At 70.0% G+C, this 2,035-nt stretch carries 5 protein-coding genes; all 5 read left to right on the top strand.

The window, feature by feature from the left end:
- Window positions 1–358 (top strand): type II secretion system F family protein (locus tag BDIM_RS10625; protein ID WP_040345762.1); only part of this gene is annotated, 358 nt, incomplete at its 5' end.
- Between the two features lie 11 nt (window positions 359–369).
- Window positions 370–882, top strand: coding sequence for a type II secretion system major pseudopilin GspG (gene gspG, locus BDIM_RS10620; RefSeq protein ID WP_081461893.1), 513 nt, complete (start codon window positions 370–372; stop codon window positions 880–882).
- Window positions 883–1,006: 124 nt separating this feature from the next.
- Window positions 1,007–1,420, top strand: a complete 414-nt coding sequence (locus tag BDIM_RS10615; protein ID WP_003165594.1) for a GspH/FimT family pseudopilin — start codon at window positions 1,007–1,009, stop codon at window positions 1,418–1,420.
- Window positions 1,413–1,778, top strand: coding sequence for a type II secretion system minor pseudopilin GspI (gene gspI / locus BDIM_RS10610; RefSeq protein WP_003165593.1), 366 nt, complete (start codon window positions 1,413–1,415; stop codon window positions 1,776–1,778). The genes BDIM_RS10615 and gspI overlap by 8 nt, the downstream gene beginning before the upstream one ends.
- On the top strand, window positions 1,775–2,035 hold a 261-nt coding region (locus tag BDIM_RS18710; RefSeq protein ID WP_169312142.1), incomplete at its 3' end, for a PulJ/GspJ family protein. The genes gspI and BDIM_RS18710, both read left to right, overlap by 4 nt.

Here is a 2,035-nt window from a genome sequence, read left to right as displayed (position 1 = left end):
GCTGGAGGGGCTGACCATCACCGCCCGCACCGTCTCCAACCGCGCCCTGCGCCGCGCCACCGAACAGATGGCCGAGGCCGTGCGCGAAGGCGGGGGCCTGTCGGCCGCCATGCGCCGCGCCGAGGTGTTCCCGCCCATCCTCGTCTACATGACTGCATCCGGCGAAAGCAGCGGTCGGCTGGAGCCCATGCTGGAGCGCGCGGCCGACTATCTGGAGCGCGAATTCTCCAACTTCACCGCCGTGATGCTCAGCCTGCTGGAGCCGGCGATCATCGTGGTCATGGGCGGGATCGTCGCCGTGATCGTGCTGTCGATCCTGCTTCCCATCCTTCAGATCAACACCCTGGCTCTGGGGTGAGAGAGGCATTGATGTTCAAGACCTTCGCCCGACGTCTGCGCCATGTCGCCCAAGCGCGCGCCCAACGCGCTCACGCAGCGAGCCGCCGCGCGGCGAGCGGTAGCGCACGACAAGGGTTCACCCTTGTCGAGTTAATGGTCGTCATCGTCATCATCGGCCTGTTGGCGACGGTGGTGGCGATCAACGTCCTGCCCAGTCAGGACAAGGCCATGGTCGGCAAGGCGCGGGCCGACATCTCGGTGCTGGAGCAGGCGGTGGAGACCTATCGCCTCGACAACCTGACCTTCCCGACGGACCAGCAGGGGCTGAAGGCCCTGACTGCGCCGCCCGCCGATCTGGCGCGGCCGGAACGCTATCGCCAAGGCGGCTATGTCCGTCGCCTGCCGGAAGATCCGTGGGGCAATCCCTACCAGTACCGCCGCCGCAGCGCCCATGGCGGCCAGTTCGACATCTGGTCCTTCGGCGCCGACGGCCAGGAAGGGGGCGAGGGGAATGACGCCGACATCGGCAACTGGCAGGGCTGACCGCGCCCGGTCGATGCGCGCGCTCCAATGCGCTGAAGCAGCGAGCCGCAGCGCGGCGAGCGGTAGCGCACGGCAACTCGCTCAAGCAGCGCGCGCCCGAGGCGCGCGCGGTAGCGAACAAAAAATGGGCTTCACCCTTGTCGAGTTAATGGTCGTCATCGCCATCATCGGCGTGGCGGCGGGGGCGATGGTGCTGTCCATGCCGGACCCGCGCCCTACGCTGGCGGTCGAGGCCGAGCGGTTCGCCGCGCGTCTGACGCTGGCGCGCGAAGAGGCGGTGATGACCAATCGCCCGGTGGCCCTGCGCGCCGATGCGGCGGGCTATGGCTTCGAGAGCTTCGACGGCGCCGTCTGGACGCCTTTGACCGGCGTTCTGGCGCCCAAGGCATGGGGCGAGGAGGCAGCCGTCGCTGGAGCCGCGCGCGCTGTGTTCGACCCCACCGGCGGCGCCGACGCCGCCAGCCTGCGGCTGGAGCGCGAGGGCCAGGCCGTCACCGTCGCCATCGATGGCGCGGGCGAGGTGACGATCCATGAGTGAGGGTTCGTCCCGCGCGGGCTTCACCCTGATCGAGTGTCTGGTGGCGCTGGCCGTGTTCGGTCTGGCGGCGATGGCGTTGCTGAACCTGTCGGGCGAGAGCACCCGCTCGGCGGCGCGGGTCGAGACGCGGACGCTGGGCGGCGTCGTCGCCGACAATGTGGCCGCCGAGGCGATGATCGCGCGCGACCTGCCCAGCGGCAGCACGTCGGGGCAAGCGTCGCTGGGCGGGCGCGAATGGCGTTGGGTGCGGGTGGTCAGCGCGACCGACATGCCCGGCGTCGGCCGCATCGACGTGCGCGTCTTCGCCGATGAGGAACAGGCCGCCGAGCGCGTGCTGTTCCGGGCGGCGGGCGCATGAAGGCGTGGCGCCAACACGCTCAAGCAGCGAGCCGCCGCGCGGCGAGCGTTAGCGCAAAAACGAGACAGGGGTTCACCCTTGTCGAAGTGATGATCGCCCTGCTGATCTTCGCCTTGCTGGCGGGGGCGGGCGCGCTGGTGCTGGGGCAATCGATCGACAATCGGTTCGCGGTGAAGGCGAACGCGGACCGGACAGCGGCGCTGCAACGCACCCGCGCCCTGCTGCGCGCCGATCTGGCGCAAGCGACTGGGCGGCGG

This window comes from Brevundimonas diminuta ATCC 11568 (assembly GCF_000204035.1).
Lineage (GTDB): Bacteria > Pseudomonadota > Alphaproteobacteria > Caulobacterales > Caulobacteraceae > Brevundimonas > Brevundimonas diminuta.
This window is presented reverse-complemented; position numbering and strand designations above follow the sequence as displayed.